This is a genomic window from Saccharophagus sp. K07, from assembly GCF_014336955.1.
Lineage (GTDB): Bacteria > Pseudomonadota > Gammaproteobacteria > Pseudomonadales > Cellvibrionaceae > UBA5868.
This window is the reverse complement of the sequence record NZ_QRAI01000002.1, coordinates 30,735-46,875: the sequence shown is the minus strand read 5'-3', so window position 1 is coordinate 46,875 and position 16,141 is coordinate 30,735. Positions and strand designations below refer to the sequence as shown.

The window sequence follows — 16,141 nt, the reverse complement described above, 5'->3', positions numbered from 1 at the left end:
TCAACAGGCTAGGCTTTTCCGCTCAATGGTGATGATGCTTCCCATGTCCATGTGCGCCCGCATCCTCATAGCCTCGCAATACCATATATTGTTTGATCTGCACATCACTCATAACGCTTGCTTGCTGCAAATGTGCGGCCAGGTGAACGGCGCGTAGACGCGCTTCAATCTCACCAATTTTTCTGGTGTGCTCTGATAAGCTCGATTCATTGATCGTTTTGTTTTTAAATGCGTGATCCAGAGCCACCTCCGCAGCGACCAGTTCAGCGCCCAGTTTTTTTGCCGCAGCTTCCATTTGCGCAAAAATAGCTTGCGTTTTTTTCTGTTGCTCCGGCGTAAGTGACAGTTCTTTGCTGAGTTCGAGTACATGCTTAGGCCCCGGGTACCCGTTCAATTCCGCTGCCTTGCCATAGCCCATACCCTTGCCGGCCAACAAACCGGCGATATCCGAGGCTGGCAAAGCTTTAATCTCATGTGGTTTAGCATCAACGTGGCCAGAATGATCAGACGCCGACACATCCCTGATGACCAAGGCCAATAAGATAGATAACACCACTGCTCTGCTTCTCATAGATTCTCCGCGAATTTTTATGTTAACTCGTGTTTCTACAATCATGACTCAATAACAACGATTTGCATGAGGCTCTTTAGCAACGACCAATCGCGTCATGAAATATAAATATGCCGCAGGCCTTGCCTGATATAAAGCTCGCTTGTTGCTAGCCGGAAAATCACGAGCCTCTGCACATCGCCAATGCTTTCTTATCGCCGAAATTCCGTCGGCTTTTCCAGTTGGTAAATCGCTTCGGAAATATCATCCATTTTTTTGGAGAGAATCGCCTGCGCATCATACAGACCGCGATTGTAGTAAAACGACCCAATTTCTTCTGAAAAGAAATCAAGTAAAAACTCTGCATCAAACTGCCCGATGTCCTGTCGCAACTCTTCAGTAAAATAGAGCTGAATCTTTCTTACGATAATAGCCTTTTCATCTTTGTTGAACTTTATGGCACTCATAAAATACCCAGCCTTGGTTACATTCTGTTTTAATATTCCGGCCGTCTAACTGTTACAAATTCAACGCCCCAGGCTTGCTTGCAACAACCGCTCTGTGCAATTTGCAACAGTTTTTCCAAGATCTCAAGCGCATTGCTTACAAAATCAACGAAAAACATCTTTATCTAGCTGCGGCATATCCTGGTATAGCAGTTGCTACTGCGGATAACTCCCGTTGTAACCGTTCGCCATTACATGAACCTGCACGACCTTTTCCAAGCTATGTACGAGTCGTGCCTGGGCACAGCCCTGGCGGAATCTCTTTATGTCTATCCACTGGTGGAAGGTATTCACCTGCTCAGCCTAGCGTTCTCCTTTGGTCTTATTGTGCTGGTGGATTTCCGCTTACTGGGGATTGCCCTGCCTTCCTTACCCGTAGGAGAGATGTTGAAGCAATTAAGGCCGTGGATGATTGGCGGATTTACCGCGACCTTTGTGACCGGTATTTTGCTGATGTTTGCATTGGGTCCAAAACTGCTGGCCACATTCATATTTCCTTTGAAGCTTTTGGTGATTCTGCTCGCGGCGTTAAATGCTATTTGGTTTGAATGGAAATTTGGTCGGGATCAGGATTATCTGACAGGTCGAAAAGATCCTGTTGTGTCAGCCAAAATTGCCGGTGCTATTTCCCTGGCTTCATGGAGCACAGTGGTCGTACTAGGCCGCTTGATTCCTTACTTTGATGGCAGTTTCTGATCGCATGACAACTATCGACTTATTTAAAGCTGTTCAAGGAAGTGATATTGCCATCGCATTTGGCAACGCGCCCTTGGTTTTCGGCATAGCCGCGCAACTATTCCATATCAGTGGAATTGTTTTGATTTTAACTCCCACTTTGTTAGTAGCGCTGCGCATTGCCGGAACGGGCCTTGTTGATTATTCCGCAGCACAGCTGGAGCGCAAATCGCGAGTTTATGTGGCAACCGGATTATTGTTTGTTGTGTTCTCCGGCCTTTTTATGTTGATACCGAGCGCCACTTTATATCAGCCAAATCCAGCATTTCAGTTAAAGCTGATTTTATTGCCTGTTGCATTGGCATTTCACTATGGCTTTCTGGCACGGATTGCTAAAGAAGAATTTTCACAAAAATGGCTGGCAAAGATAATCGCACTATTTATGGCTTTGTTGTGGTTTGCAGTAGGTATGGCTGGTCGAGCTATTGGATTTTTGGCGGCGTAAATTTGATATGAAATTAAAACACACTTTTTTGCCGCTGGTTTTTATCTGCTCGTTGGCAGGCTGCACAGGTTCGCATGAAAGCGGCCCATTGGTGGCTGCCGAAACCAACACTGAGCAGCTACCAGCTCGTCCCACCGCCAGCCTGCAGGAAATTATGCTAGGCGTAATCGACCCCAACGTAGATGCACTGTGGAATTCCATTTCCACAACGATTAGCGCCGAAGGCATAACCGAAGTTCGCCCGGAAACCGAGGAAGATTGGCAGACCTTATATCACCACGCTATTTTGCTGCGGGAAGTCTACAACCTGCTGATTATTCCTGGGCGAAAAGTGGCCCATGAAAATTCGAGCACATCGACTTATCCCACAGAGCTGCATGCCGATCAAATAGGAAATCTTATCCATTCGCACTGGCCGGATTTTGTTGCTCGCGCAGCTGCTCTACACGACGCCGCACAACTGGCGGTCGATGCCATAAAACAACGCGATGTGGATGCGCTGGAGGCAGCCGGCAGTTTTATCGAAGCAACCTGCGAGGCTTGCCATTCACAATTCTGGTACCCCGGAGACGCACCGCCTGGAGTGGTACTTCAGTAACTTTTTATTTACGAGGTATGTCCTATGCCATACAACAAACTACTGCAACTCGCATTGGTGGGAATTGTTTCATCTTTTTCCATCAACAGTTCCGCCCACCACGCCTTCAGCGCCGAATTCGACGCCAATCAACCCATCGAATTAAAAGGTGTTGTCAGCAAATTGGAATTGGTCAATCCGCACAGTTGGCTGTATTTCGATGTATCTACAGAAAATGGCGAAAAAGCCACCTGGGGATTTGAATTTGGTTCGCCATTCAGCCTCAAGCAAAAAGGCCTGACGAAATCGACCCTGCCCATAGGAACCGAAGTGACCGTAAAAGGATATAGGGCAAAAAACGGCCTTAATTTTGGTTACGCCGTGTCGGTGACGCTCGCAGATGGCAAAAGCTTTGTGACGGGAGGTGCGCCAGATGCGCCCGCCGCCCAACCTGCCCCCTCGACTCCGTAATCAACATTGGGGACGCGAACTTGAAAACATTGTTGTTAGGTTTGGCATACCGCAGCCAATATTTAATCGTCGCGACGGCATTGACGCTTGCGATTTCCGCTTGCACAAAAAGCGAGTCTTCTGAAGTCGGCAAAATCAGCCAAAATGTGGAGACGGATATCCCACGTTTGGCCAATGGCAAGCCGGATTTTTCCGGTATTTGGCAGACGACCTCGGCAGCGGATTACGATCTTGAACCCCATGCCAATCGCCGCGATGCGCCGCCAAGTACAGGTGTTGTGGAAGGTAAATATTTACCCTATCTGCCGGAAGCGCTAGAGCAAAAGAAAATTAATTTTGAACGGCGCCACGAGCTCGACCCCGCACTCAAAGGTTGGACGCTGGGTGTGCCTCGAGGAATTTATTATCCCGAACCCTTTCAGATTTTTCAGCGTGAAAAAGATCTGATTATCGTCCACCAATTCGGCCATTCCGTCAGAACCATTTTTACCAATGGTACTGATCATCCCCAAGATCCGTACGACTGGTGGATGGGAGATTCCCGCGGTGCATGGGAAGGTGACACGCTAGTAGTGGACGTCAAACATTTTAATGACAAAACCTGGTTTGACCGCGCGGGCAATTACCACAGCGATCAGTTACACGTGATCGAAAAGTGGCAATTTTTGGATAAAAACACCATTGAATATCGCGCAACTATAGAAGATCCCAAAGTCTTTTCCCGCCCCTGGACACTCAGCGTGATATTGCACCGCCACCGGGAAAAAGATTTCCAACTGATCGAAGATTATCGTTTTACCTTGGACTATGACGAATTTTATCCCCCTAAACCGCCGCATGCGCAAAACTGAAATCAAAGGTCGAGAAATCATGAAGTTGCGAACAATTTTGGCGATTTTTTTCAGCGGCGTAGCACTGCCAGCGATTAGCTATGCGCAAGGCGGTATTCCGATTGAAACCCGCTTTCCGATTATCGAGTCCGGCGAGTGGAAAGGTCCGCGTTTGCCAGATGGGCAACCCGATGTTCAGGGGCACTGGTCCAATACCATCGCCAACCACAACAATTTCACTGACCCACAAGGTGGTATACCCAACGATCCAACACGCCGGCCAGATTCTCGTCCGCGCCATGAACGTGCGCCCAGCCGTGTCAGTGACCCCGCTGACGGCCAATTACCATTGCAGCCCTGGGCCTTGGAAAAGGTCAAAGAGTTTCAAATCGGTTTTCACAACCCGGTCAAAGAAGAATATATAGAACCGCTCGCGCGCTGCGCGCCGGCGGGAATTCCCAAATCGTTTTATTGGCACGGCTATGAGATCAGCCAATATCCCGGATATGTGCTGATTCAATTTAATTCCGGAACACGCATTATCCATTTGGATAACAAACCACCACTACCCGAAAATATCAAACTCTGGAACGGCGATTCGCGCGGGCGCTGGGAGGGAAATACATTAATTGTCGATGTCTATAATCACAACGGCAAAGCATTGTTTGGTCGATCAGGCGAATTCGTCAGCGAAAATGCCAAAATTCAGGAGCGCTATATTTTTAGCGACGACGGCAAACGCTATAACTATGTGGCCGTTTTTGATGATCCCGCCGTGTACACTCGTCCTTTTACCGTAACCATTCCCGCACGCCGCTACACGGAGGAAGATCAACCGCACGGCTGGCACTATGAAGTAGAACCCGCCAACCATCCAGCCGGCGAGCTAATTCATGAACATTACGAAAGAATTTGTACGGAAAATAACGGTGCCTTTGGGATGCCGGCGGCGAAGCTTTAATCCCGCTGCAAAAACATCTGGAGGTGCTCACACAGGTACCTCTGCTAATCCTTAGACAAAATCCGCGGTGGTGCAAATCCGCGTTACCTTTTCTCTCCATCCATCCGCTCATAAAAACGCCCGGCTAGTCCGGGCGTTTTTATTTGCCTGATCTGCACCGAGGAGTTCCCCAGGTTATCCAATGTCGCAAGTTGGTTTAACTAAGATAAGGGGGTGCATTTCATTTAAGAAGCAGAGATCCGCCTTATGCATGACGCGAGCTTCGATCTGCCAGAAACTGCCTTAAATCAACCTTTTTAGAATAACGATGAGTCCTTAGCAGCAACCGGAACGGAGCATTGTTGACAAAGATAGTATCTGATGGTAACTCTGGCGCCGTATACACACCGATGGCGGCATTCCCTGCACTATGCCATAAGCTTCCGCTTTGATGTGTTATCCGACATACACCCTGCCCCACTGAACCGGATCGACTGTTAATGAGAACCATCCAAAGTTTTGAAGGATTTCAATCCCAAAAGCATTTCCTATTGCTTGATGGCATTCGAGCCATCGCCATCCTGGCTGTTTTGTGGCACCACTCTTCCGGACAGATTTTTCTGAATTGGGAGCTGTTTGGACGCGGTTATTTGGGTGTAGACCTGTTTTTCGTTCTGAGCGGTTTTTTGATCACGCATCTATTAATCAAAGAAAAAAGACAGACTGGCAAAATATCACTCAGCAAGTTTTACGTACGGCGAACATTAAGAATATTCCCGTTGTATTACGGCTATTTGCTCGCATTACTTTTATGGGCGTTTGTCACTCAAAGCCCGAATCTTGAAGCCATGCTCTCCTCGTTACCCTATTATTTATTTTATGTTTCGAACTGGATGCCCAGCGATGAGTATCTGATTTTTTACCCTGCGTGGAGCTTGGCTGTAGAAGAACAATTTTATCTTGTCTGGCCGGCGTTGATCCTTGCTCTAGGGTTTTATCGCCCGGCTCTGGCCATAGTAGGCATCTTAGTCGTTTCAATCTGTTGCGCGCTCGGTCTATTTGGAGCTAAAGCGTATGACATCAATCAAATTCTGGTACCCTACAGAACAATACTATTAGGCTGTTTGGTAGCCGTAGCTTTAAATACCAAAACGATTTATGAAAAGCTGGCAAAACTGTATGCCAATCCGCTGGTTGCCGTATTTTTTCTGCTCGGCACTGTTGGGTTCATTGGGCTTCAGTCAGGCCCCATTGTGGGGGTTGCACAACTATCCGTCCATTTGCTGATGGCGGCATTTCTGATTGCCTGCGTTCTGAACGAAGATAATTATCTAAAGCCGGTGTTGGCATTGAGCTGGGTGAGATTAATTGGCATCGTGAGCTATGGGATATACATTTTGCATCTCCAATTATGGGGGGTCACCAGCAAAATCCTATCCTTCATTCCCAGCCCCGACTTGTCAAATTCACGCTTCACGTTCTTCTTGATTATGACTGTGCTTTCAACCCTCGTTGCATATATCAGCTTCAATACCTACGAGCGATTCTTTTTGAAATTAAAAAAGAATTATGAGGTGAAATAAATAGCGTTAATTTAGGGGTGGAGGCAAAAACCCTCTCACCCCAAATAACAATTCGAAGATCAGCAGGCCCCATACACTTACTTCAAAAATGGCCATCCCTGTTCATCCCATCCCAAAGTGGCAACGCGAAGCACGGCAGCACCATTATTATTAGCGTCGTATACATGATAGGCGATAATGTATTGCCCCTCGTGAACGTGAATATCCTGTCCGCCTGGCCCAATCCAGCGGCCGTCGTTACCTTTCAGCAAACTTCCGCCGCCTTGCATCATATTGATGCCATTCTTATCCACGTAAGGTCCGGTAATTTGTTGCGAGCGGCCGACCACTATTCGATAGGTGCTATCCACGCCAGCGCAGCAGGCTCCCACGGAGACAAATAAATAATAAAAGCCATCGCGATACACCAAAGTCGGCGCTTCTATACCACCGTCGCGCCACGCCAAGGAATAGAGCTGTCCGGTTGGCTTCATGGTCGTGGGATTTATGCGCGTCAATTTAATTCCGCTGTTCCAGGAACCGAAGGTCAACCAGGGATTTTCCTGTGGATCGATAAATAAATTGGGGTCGATAGCGTTGTAGTCGTTTGCGCTAGTGGTATTGGTCACCAAACCTTCATCCTGCCAGTCTCCAACCGCGATACTGGATGCAGAGGCCAATCCAATCGCCGACTGGCGTGAACCAAAGGTGGAAATGGAGTAATACATCCATACCCGTCCATTGAAGTGGTGAATATCCGGCGCCCATACATCGCGCCCATCCTGGTTGGGAACATAATTCGCCCACCAGCTTAATTTATTGTCAAAAATCGACGGCAGTGGCTCCCAATGGTTACCGTCCGCAGAACGCTTGCCATAAATGCCCAAACCGGACTGAAATTCCCACCAAACGCCGTCCTCTTCAATAATGGTGGGATCGTGGGCGCCGAGATTTCCGCTCAAATTCCACTGTTCACCATCACCCTCCTGCATTCCCGAAGAGCTTGATGACGAGGAAGATGAACTGGAGGACGAACTGGTGCTACTGGATGACGACGAGGACGAACTGCTGGATGAACTGCTGCTGGAACCGTTATGCGTACCGCCGCAGGCGGTAATAGCAAGAAGCACTGAAAGCAGGATTATAATTTTCATGGCCCACCGAGATTTGCTGGAGTAATCAGTAATAATGACCGATCTATCGCGTGCTGGCTCCAACTACTGTCAAGCCCTCTGTGAGGTCTGCCTCACGCTTTCGGCAGATTCATTGACCATAAGTTTTCGGTTCACTTCTCTAATTTTCAAACAACTAAAACAGGCGTTTGATTGTTTACAGGTGTTTGATTGTTTACAGGTGTTTGATTGTTTCTAGTCTCACGGAGGACTCCGCGCATAACCTGCTTTTATAGTTTGAATCATTATTTAACCAATTCTTGGTTGTCAAAGCGAAGCTGGCGTATCATTCATGTCTCTCGCGTCAGACCATAGGAAAATAAAAATGATATACCTACTCGAACATGAAATTGGCTTTGATTCCAACTGCATTGGCTTTCCGAGCATTCAAGGATGTCACGCTGTTGTTTATCAAACCTCTGCAGGTCTCTATGGTTTTCATATCGCCGGAGGGAGCGGCAACGGCGATTGGGCAGCCAATGCCGACGTATTTCGACAATTTATTGATGAGCATGGAGGGCTTAACAGCCCGGGCACACGCTTATACGGAGTCACATTTGTCGGCAATAACCAACGCGGTTACTCTCTGCCAGTCAGAGACAATTGGAAGGGCGAACTTCAGCAAATAGCCAGTGCGCTCGGATATACCGGGAAAATCAGCGGCTATGATTTATTTAAAACTCTAGGCAATAATACGTCGGCCTATGTGGAATTTCAGGCAAGAGGGCCCAAATGCAAGCTATATATTCGCCGATGGGCACACGATCAAACCACCAAGGTTCCCAATACAAATCCGGATAATCACAAAATACGCATTAGACCTCCAGGGCAAGTGCCAACCCTGAGACCATTGGCTAGCGTCATAACAAGTCTAGACCGGGGCCAATTAACCCATGTGCACAAAGAGCAGTTGCGCTAAAGAATTTCATCGGGCAAATCAGAAACTCCAAGCTCAAAATCAAAGCTCTTGCCTAGCGGATTCCATCATGAACGCAGCACGATTAATGGTGTTATGTTTTTTATTTTTATCCACTTCTGCATTCGCGTGCAGATGCAAGGAGCCGAGCATAGAGCAAACCTTTAAAAGCTCTTCTATGGTGGTTTACGCGACTGTAAAGGACTTTATACCATCCCCTCTCGATGAAGGTGGCACAGCCATTATTTTAATTGACACCTGGTGGAAATCTTCATCACCTGAAAAAATTGTGGTCAATTCCCTGACGAACTGCAGATTTAACTTTGAGATCAATAAAAGCTATTTATTGTTTCTCAAACAAGAATCAAGCGGGCTTTTCTATACGGACAAGTGCTCAGGAAATAAGGATTTGACGTCCAAGGATGAGTTCAACGGCATATTTACCAACCTAAAATATCTCTCTTCTAGAGCAATCTAAGCCGAGCACTGCATTTAAAAGCCTCGGCTTCTCTCCACTCCTGCAGAACAGCGCGATGCCAGGCTTCCGGGCTTGAATCACGTCTTATATTTTGAATATGGGCATTACGCATTTTCTTATGCGAGGCCGCTCCGCCGCAGTAAATTTATGCCTTCCAAAGACACACCTACAGCGGCAAATTCGTGCGGCACTTTTTAACTCGAACCATTGCATCCAGTGACATCGCCGCTCATATGGAAGATGATGATCTGGAAATTCGCAGAAACGGTTCTATCCTGCTTGATGCGCTAACCGCAACATAGGTGTAGATATGAAAACAATAATCTCATCACTTTTTCTTTCGGCTTGTGCAGCCAGCCTGTTACTGGTGGGCTGCGAGTCGCTTCAGTCCGGGACTAATGAAGCAAAACCCCTCGCGGCAAAAGGAGTGGAAGGCCGCTTCGCGTTGAACGATAAGGACTACTTCCAGAATCGGGGCGTCGGCGTGATGGTATTTGCCGATACCTATCCTGAGAGCCATCAGAGCGGCGTCATCATCGTCAGCCACGGCAACCGCATTGCGAGCAATGGCGACCTGCGCCTGGAAGCCACCCCTGGCCAATGGGGAGCGACGCCCAAGCTGATTAAACGGGAGGTGAACCGGGAGCTCGGCGAGATCCGCGCAACTCTCGCGTACCCGGATGAACGGATAAAAATGAAAGGCTTCAACCCGATTTATTATCCGGACCTGGAATTGACCTACGAGATGCGGGTCAACACCGACGGAGAAGCCGTCCACGTTTACATCGACTTAAATGAGCCACTGCCGCCCGAGTGGGTTGGCCAAGTGGGCTTCAATCTGGAACTTTATCCCACCGATTTGTTCGGCAAGTCCTGGTATATGGACGAGGCCACTGGGATTTTCCCCCGCCAAGCCTATGGGGTTAGCGTCAAACCGGGTTCCAAACCCCAGCCGCAAATTGTTCCCACTGGTGAGCTAAAAGGTTTTATCCCCCTGGAGAACCATCAGGCTGTGCCTGCACCGCTGGCGGTGGGCAAGCGTTTATCCATCGCACCGGAAGCGGAAGAATTGCGCATGGTAATCGAGAGCCATCAGGGCAACCTGCAGCTTCTCGATGGTCGCGTACAACATCAAAACGGCTGGTTTATTGTCCGCAGTGAAGTGGCAGCTGGCACAACCAAAGGGGCAATTCATTGGTCGATCAAACCCAACGTCATCAAAAACTGGGTAGCACCGCCGGTGATTCAGCACTCCATGGTCGGCTATCACCCGAACCAGAAAAAAGTCGCCGTGGTCGAAACCGATCCCAATGGCAAAATCCCCAGCAAAATGCAGCTGCTGCGTCTTGCCGGCGATGGCCAACACGAAGTTGTGCTGAATAAACCGCTGGCGGAATACGGTGATTTTCTCCGCTTCCGTTATTACCACTTCGATTTCAGCGATGTAAAGCGCGAAGGTTTATATCAGCTGGTGCTCGGCGACACCCGCAGTAAACCTTTCCGCATTGCCAATAATGTTTACGATCAAAACGTGTGGCAGCCTACGCTGGATTATTTCCTGCCGATTCAAATGGGCCACATGCGCGTCAAAGAAAAATACAAACTTTGGCACGACGACAGTCACCGCGACGACGCTCTGATGGCACCCGTAAACATCAATCATTTTGACGGTTACGTGCAAGGCCCTTCGACATTGACGCGCTTTAAACCGCTGGAACATGTACCGGGATTGACCAAGGGCGGTTGGTACGATGCGGGTGATGAAGATTTTCGTATCGAATCGCAAGCGGGCGAAGTGTTTATTCTCAGTGCGATTTACGACGAATTCGGCATTACACGTGATAACACTCTAATTGATCAGAACTTGCGCCTGGTGGAAATTCGCGAGCCGGATGGCAAACCCGACGTTTTACAACAAATCGAACACGGCCTGCTCACAGTCGTCGGTGGTTATCAGGCGTTAGGGCGTTTGTATCGCGGCATTATTGTCCCCACGCTTACGCAATACGTTATGGGCGGTGATTTTTCCGGTCAGACCGACAATCTGATTTACGATCCGAAATTAAAACCCGGTCAACGTACTGCTACCCATTCTTCTTTGCCTGATGATCGCTGGGTATTTACCGAAGATAATCCAGCGCGCGAATACGAAGCTATTGCTTATATTGCGGCAGCGGTTGGCCCAATGCGCGGCTACAACGATCAACTCGCGCGCGACGCGCTCAAAGCGGCAACGGAACTGTGGGCGGTTAAACGCCCCGTGGAAAATAATCAGGTGCGCGCCAATAAATTGCGCGCTGCAGTGGAATTATTCCGCACGACCAAGGAAGAACAGTACAAAAGTCATATTCTCTCAGAGAAAGATTTTATTCTGGAAAACTTCCTGCAAGTGGGCTGGTTCGTTGCTCGCGTTGTGCACGATCTGGGTGATGCCGAGTTAACGGAATCCATGCGCCAAGCTGCGGCGGAAGCTTATCGAAAAGCTGAGCAAGGCATGAAGGATACGCCTTACGGTTTATCGTTCAAGATGGGACTCTGGGGCGTCGGCTGGCCGCTGCAACATCAGGGCGTGGCGCACTATTTCTTGCACAAGGCATTCCCGCAGGAAGTTGGCAAAGACTATATGCTCAATATTTTGAACTATGTGCTCGGCACCAACCCCGGTTCCAACAACCAATCCTACGCAACCGGTGTAGGCGCTAAATCGAAAAGTGCTGCCTACGGCATGACACGCATGGATTACGGTTATGTGCCTGGTGGCGTAATCGTCGGAACTGCGCTGATCGCACCGGATTTCCCGGAGCTGAAGGAATTCCCGTTCCTATGGCAGCAGTCGGAATATGTATTGGGCGGTGGCGCAACCAATTTTGCGTTTTTAGCATTGGCTGCGAATAAGCTGCTTAATCAATAAGACATTGGAATTTTTGCCACAGGGACGTGAATCCTTCCTGCTTTTCAGGCCGTTTTAAAACGGCCTTTATTCACCACTTTAAACGCATTCCCACTCCCACCTGACGAACAGACTCCAGCCGCAGAACCGGGCTTAAAACACCGCGCGGGAAAAGCGGTTTTCCTTTGCCGAGTGTGGCGGAGCCAATTTGAAAAGTTCATCCAACAATCCAGCATCGTAAAACTGGAGAAAAGGTTTCCCGCCCCGATTTTTCCCCCACCGGTTTCTGCCTCTGGTAATTTTTCACAAAAATTAAACGCAATATTTAACAGTGCGCGTAGCCAGCCGGGATTTACATTGGGATCACTGGCTCAGCAAGAGTCAGCATCACCCATTAAAAAACGGAGAAAGTTGTATGAATCTTTTTAGGAAATCCAAACAAACAAAATCTATTGCAGACTTCAAAAGCGGTGCGCAGCACATCAGCGAAGGTGACGCAATCAATGCCATCACTGGAGGCATTATGAATGGTTGCCATCCCATTACCAAAAACAGCCTTCTGTCCTCATTAGCGATAAATCCAGCGAGCTTAAATGCCAGTCTGGGCACGGTCGCCGTACGTTTCTAGTAGTACAAAGCCGGAAGCTAACAGCTTCCGGCCTTTTCCTTTTAATGAAGGAGATAACCATGTCCTTGGATCAACGATTAAGACAAATAATAGAACCACACATGATCGACGGACAAAGCAGTCTCGCACAGCACATTAAAACGCTGGTTTATAAAAAAGCGCCACAGTGGTTTGATCTCTTGGACTACGAGGACGACCTGATTTTTTTGGAGCCGGCTTTATTTGCCTGGTTTACCGATCCATCACCCAACACTCCATTGAGCCAGCAATTAATAGGGCTGGTCAACGCGGATACGACAAGGACGGCGGAAGCCCGATCAGATGAAGACGGCGTTATTTTTGTCCCACGAGCTGGAATACTCCGTGTAAAAGAAGCCAATACCACAGGGACACTGATTCTTGAAGGCAGAGAATGGCTTTGGCATCCAGATGGAAAAGACAAGGACTTATGTTATCCCCCTATACAAGAAACTCTTACCCACATCGCACCCAATGTAACCTTAGGTCAAGGAAAACCACCGGCCGTTGCCGCGCGATTTTTTGCCAATGGAACTGTAAATGTGGGCGGATTTTCAGTTAATGACCTTAAGCAGCATCAAAATGTGAAGCGTGCGCTGGAGCTTATATCCCAGCAAGATGCCACATTGCATGAATGGATATGCTTCTGCACCCGATATATACACCTATATCAGGCTGATCTGACGAATTCCTTCGGCTCACTGAGTGTGCACGGTGCAGCATTTCTAAATGTTCCAGATGATGCCAATGTCATTTTTTATCTGGATGATCTCGCCCATCAATGCGGGCATGTTATTTTTAATTCTGCAACACTACAAAAAAATGCCTTTTTGGCTTGTGCGCCCGACACCCCGCTAAAGTCATTGACAACCGGTTTAAATGATCCAAGATCGGTTTATTCGGCGTTTCACGGTCTATTCACCTATACATCGATACTCAGAAGCTTAAGCCGCAACTTGGACCAGATGTCGACAAACGACGATCATCTGCACGTACTTGCGCGCATTGCGTTTTATTTACGCAAATTCCAGCATGATCTGAAAAATCTCAATAGCGAATACATATACGCGCCACTCGGCAAAAAACTATACGAAATATTTTTTTCTTATTACGAGTTCTTTAGAGACGAATTTGCAGATCAAATCATAACCTTTGATCTGTCAAACCAGCCCTATGCCTTTAGCTGGCGACGATTTGTTGTGGCAAATTTTGCAGGAGGCCATTAATGGATAGATTTGTCGCTTATCAACAACTGGATCAAATGGATTGCGGCCCCACTTGCCTTCGTATGATCACCAAATACTATGGTCGTACTTTATCCATAGAATCCTTACGTGAACAATGCTCGCTGACCAATCAAGGCGTTTCTCTCGGTGGCATATCCGAGGCCGCCGAGAAAATCGGCTTTAATACGGCTGGAGTGCAAGTTAAATTCGATACCTTAAAAGACGAAGTTCCACTGCCCTGCATTGCCCATTGGCGTCAACGCCACTTCGTTGTGGTCTATAAAATAACAACCAAACACGTATATGTAGCAGATCCGGCCTTCGGCAAAGTCCGCCACACTCACAAAGAATTCTGCGACGGATGGCTCAATAGAAAAGATCCCAATACGACAGCAGGCACCCTGCTACTACTCGAAGCCACCCCGACATTTTACGAATCTGAAGATGAAGAGTTGAAAGAGCGAGGCAAAGGACTGGGTTTATTGTGGCCATATTTCCGACCTTATATTCCCCTCTGGACACAATTGATCGCAGGATTATTTGTGGCGAGCCTGGCTTTAGTTTGTTTTCCATTTATTACGCAAACTTTGGTCGATCAAGGAGTAAATACCCAAAACCTCAATCTGATCTACCTTCTGCTGGCAGCCCAACTCATGCTGTTTTTTTCGCAAACCACGGTGGATTTATTGCGCAGCTGGATACTGCTGCATGTAGGATCGCGAATCAACATATCGTTGATATCAGACTTCCTGATAAAGCTCATGAAATTGCCTATTGCGTTTTTTGATTCCAAAACCATTGGCGATTTACTGCAACGAGTACAGGACCATGACCGCATCGAGAATTTTTTGTCCTCATCTACTATAGGCGTACTATTTTCTTTGCTGAGCGTTGTTGTATTTTCGGCCATTCTCGCCTGGTTTTCACCCTTGATATTCACCATTTTCCTTGTGGGAACTGCGCTTTATATCACCTGGATAGCGCTGTTTATGAAACGCCGAAAAGTGTTGGATTACAAACGCTTCGATCAGGCATCCGGCAATCAAAGCAGCATGGTACAACTGCTAAATGGCATGCAGGAAATTAAATTGAACAATTCAGAAAGGCGCCGCCGCTGGGAATGGGAGCGTATTCAGGTAAAACTTTACAAGATTTCGGTAAAAAGCCTGGCGTTGTTTCAATATCAAGCCATAGGCGGCAACTTTATCAACGAACTGAAAAATATCATCATTACCTTTATTGCAGCCAAAGCAGTACTTGACGGCTCCATCACCCTGGGAACCATGCTGGCCATACAGTACATTATCGGCCAACTAAATGGACCCATTAATAGTTTTATGGGATTTCTTCAGTCCCTTCAGGACGCCCGCCTCAGCCTTTCGCGCCTGAGCGAAATTCACGACCAGAAAAATGAAAACGAAAATGCCGTGAATTACCTGCCGGAACAACGAGACATCATCTTCAGGAATAAGGTCAGCTTTCGCTACGGCAACGGTTATTCACCCTACGTGCTGGAAGATATAGAGCTGACAATTCCTGCCGGCAAAGTTACCGCAATAGTAGGACCCAGTGGCAGCGGAAAAACCACCTTGCTAAAGATGCTTCTGAAATTTTATACCCCGCAGCAAGGGCAAATATGTGTCGGCTCCACCAACCTGGAAGACGTCAGCACGCGCTTATGGCGCAGCCAGTGCGGGGTTGTAATGCAGGACGGGTATATTTTTTCCGATACAATTCTGAGAAATATCACGGAATCGGATTCCGATGAGCAGATTGATCCCCAGAGACTGCGCGAAGCACTGCGAATTTCCAATCTGGTTGAGTTAGTGGAATCACTTCCGGGAGGTCTGAACACCAGAATTGGAGCAAGCGGCCTGGCGCTCAGCGGTGGTCAACGCCAACGCATTTTGATTGCGCGCGCCGTATACAAAAACCCCCAATATTTATTTTTCGATGAAGCCACCAGCGCCCTGGATGCGCGCAACGAACGTGAAGTTATGGAGCATCTCAATAGCTTTTTCCAAGGTCGCACAGTGCTGGTGATCGCTCACAGACTCAGTACCGTGCGCGACGCCGACCAGATTATTACATTGGATCGCGGCCGCATTGTGGAATGTGGCAACCACCAAACTTTAATCAAACAAAAAGGGGCGTATTTTACCTTGATTAAAAATCAGCTGGAGCTTGGTTAACAGGC

The 16,141-nt window shown here is 47.9% G+C and carries 16 protein-coding genes; 13 read left to right on the top strand and 3 right to left on the bottom strand.

Annotation, left to right across the window (positions count from 1 at the left end; all coding sequences use genetic code 11):
- Nucleotides 1-22: 22 nt before the first annotated feature.
- Both DWB84_RS06670 and DWB84_RS06665 read right to left on the bottom strand, forming a co-directional pair.
- On the bottom strand, nucleotides 23-616 hold the full coding sequence (locus tag DWB84_RS06670) for a hypothetical protein (RefSeq protein WP_187409012.1): 594 nt from the start codon (nucleotides 614-616) through the stop codon (nucleotides 23-25).
- Nucleotides 617-762: 146 nt separating this feature from the next.
- On the bottom strand, nucleotides 763-1,017 hold the full coding sequence (locus tag DWB84_RS06665; RefSeq protein ID WP_187409011.1) for a DUF2164 domain-containing protein: 255 nt from the start codon (nucleotides 1,015-1,017) through the stop codon (nucleotides 763-765).
- A gap of 192 nt (nucleotides 1,018-1,209) precedes the next feature.
- Here DWB84_RS06665 and DWB84_RS06660 point away from each other — a divergent pair, with 192 nt between their 5' ends.
- From DWB84_RS06660 to DWB84_RS06630, 7 genes are all read left to right on the top strand, one after another.
- Nucleotides 1,210-1,752, top strand: a complete 543-nt coding sequence (locus tag DWB84_RS06660; protein ID WP_222868071.1) for a hypothetical protein — start codon at nucleotides 1,210-1,212, stop codon at nucleotides 1,750-1,752.
- 4 nt (nucleotides 1,753-1,756) lie between these two features.
- Nucleotides 1,757-2,236 carry a hypothetical protein gene (locus DWB84_RS06655; RefSeq protein ID WP_187409010.1) on the top strand — a complete coding sequence of 160 codons (480 nt, stop codon included), beginning with the start codon at nucleotides 1,757-1,759 and terminating at the stop codon, nucleotides 2,234-2,236.
- Nucleotides 2,237-2,243: 7 nt separating this feature from the next.
- The gene (locus tag DWB84_RS06650) at nucleotides 2,244-2,834 is read left to right on the top strand and encodes a cytochrome c (protein ID WP_187409009.1); all 591 of its coding nucleotides are present in this window, start codon (nucleotides 2,244-2,246) and stop codon (nucleotides 2,832-2,834) included.
- A gap of 24 nt (nucleotides 2,835-2,858) precedes the next feature.
- Nucleotides 2,859-3,284 (top strand): DUF6152 family protein, encoded by a 426-nt coding sequence (locus DWB84_RS06645; protein ID WP_187409008.1) that lies wholly within the window; start codon nucleotides 2,859-2,861, stop codon nucleotides 3,282-3,284.
- Nucleotides 3,285-3,304: 20 nt separating this feature from the next.
- Nucleotides 3,305-4,135 carry a hypothetical protein gene (locus DWB84_RS06640; protein WP_222868070.1) on the top strand — a complete coding sequence of 277 codons (831 nt, stop codon included), beginning with the start codon at nucleotides 3,305-3,307 and terminating at the stop codon, nucleotides 4,133-4,135.
- 19 nt (nucleotides 4,136-4,154) lie between these two features.
- Nucleotides 4,155-5,075 (top strand): hypothetical protein, encoded by a 921-nt coding sequence (locus tag DWB84_RS06635; protein ID WP_222868069.1) that lies wholly within the window; start codon nucleotides 4,155-4,157, stop codon nucleotides 5,073-5,075.
- Nucleotides 5,076-5,554: 479 nt separating this feature from the next.
- Nucleotides 5,555-6,637, top strand: coding sequence for an acyltransferase (locus DWB84_RS06630; protein WP_187409007.1), 1,083 nt, complete (start codon nucleotides 5,555-5,557; stop codon nucleotides 6,635-6,637).
- Between the two features lie 77 nt (nucleotides 6,638-6,714).
- Here DWB84_RS06630 and DWB84_RS06625 read toward each other — a convergent pair whose 3' ends face one another.
- The gene (locus DWB84_RS06625; RefSeq protein ID WP_187409006.1) at nucleotides 6,715-7,770 is read right to left on the bottom strand and encodes a glycoside hydrolase family 43 protein; all 1,056 of its coding nucleotides are present in this window, start codon (nucleotides 7,768-7,770) and stop codon (nucleotides 6,715-6,717) included.
- Between the two features lie 343 nt (nucleotides 7,771-8,113).
- Here DWB84_RS06625 and DWB84_RS06620 point away from each other — a divergent pair, with 343 nt between their 5' ends.
- The 6 genes from DWB84_RS06620 to DWB84_RS06595 all read left to right on the top strand — a co-directional run bounded on the left by DWB84_RS06620 (nucleotide 8,114) and on the right by DWB84_RS06595 (nucleotide 16,136).
- Nucleotides 8,114-8,707: a hypothetical protein gene (locus tag DWB84_RS06620; RefSeq protein WP_187409005.1), complete on the top strand. Its 594-nt coding sequence runs from the start codon at nucleotides 8,114-8,116 to the stop codon at nucleotides 8,705-8,707.
- Nucleotides 8,708-8,774: 67 nt separating this feature from the next.
- Complete coding sequence (locus DWB84_RS06615; protein WP_187409004.1) at nucleotides 8,775-9,182, top strand: hypothetical protein; 408 nt, start codon at nucleotides 8,775-8,777, stop codon at nucleotides 9,180-9,182.
- Between the two features lie 310 nt (nucleotides 9,183-9,492).
- Nucleotides 9,493-12,093: a glycoside hydrolase family 9 protein gene (locus DWB84_RS06610; protein ID WP_187409003.1), complete on the top strand. Its 2,601-nt coding sequence runs from the start codon at nucleotides 9,493-9,495 to the stop codon at nucleotides 12,091-12,093.
- 394 nt (nucleotides 12,094-12,487) lie between these two features.
- Complete coding sequence (locus tag DWB84_RS06605) at nucleotides 12,488-12,700, top strand: hypothetical protein (RefSeq protein WP_187409002.1); 213 nt, start codon at nucleotides 12,488-12,490, stop codon at nucleotides 12,698-12,700.
- 59 nt (nucleotides 12,701-12,759) lie between these two features.
- Nucleotides 12,760-13,944, top strand: coding sequence for a hypothetical protein (locus tag DWB84_RS06600; protein WP_187409001.1), 1,185 nt, complete (start codon nucleotides 12,760-12,762; stop codon nucleotides 13,942-13,944).
- Nucleotides 13,944-16,136 carry a peptidase domain-containing ABC transporter gene (locus DWB84_RS06595; protein ID WP_187409000.1) on the top strand — a complete coding sequence of 731 codons (2,193 nt, stop codon included), beginning with the start codon at nucleotides 13,944-13,946 and terminating at the stop codon, nucleotides 16,134-16,136. The genes DWB84_RS06600 and DWB84_RS06595 overlap by 1 nt, the downstream gene beginning before the upstream one ends.
- The last annotated feature ends 5 nt before the right edge of the window (nucleotides 16,137-16,141 follow it).